The sequence below is a fragment of the Undibacterium umbellatum genome, assembly GCF_014284125.1.
In the GTDB taxonomy this organism is placed as follows: Bacteria; Pseudomonadota; Gammaproteobacteria; order Burkholderiales; family Burkholderiaceae_D; genus Undibacterium; species Undibacterium umbellatum.
In genome coordinates this window covers 1-258 of the sequence record NZ_JACOFX010000092.1, presented here as the reverse complement: position 1 = coordinate 258, position 258 = coordinate 1, and the positions used below count along the sequence as shown (strand labels likewise).

General features: G+C 53.5%; 1 protein-coding gene. It reads left to right on the top strand.

Translation table 11 applies throughout. The features are described 5' to 3' along the window. Positions 1–258 (top strand): hypothetical protein (locus tag H8L47_RS29320; RefSeq protein WP_186957349.1); only part of this gene is annotated, 258 nt, incomplete at both ends.

Here is a 258-nt window from a genome sequence, read left to right as displayed (position 1 = left end):
CTATTGGTCAATCCACCATCAACGCCAACCTGGCAACAGCCACTGGTGCATCCGACACAGTTGCAGTGACGATTGCTGAAGGTTCCAATACAGACCCACGTTTCAACTTTGTATTGAACACCAACGCAGTAGAAAACATCACCCTGGTCGATGCTGACACAGAATCCAACACAGTTGCTCTGGCCAACGTTGGCGCCCACACAGGCACCATCACCATCGGTACAGCAGCAGGTGCTGGCGCAGCAGGCGGCTTCATCA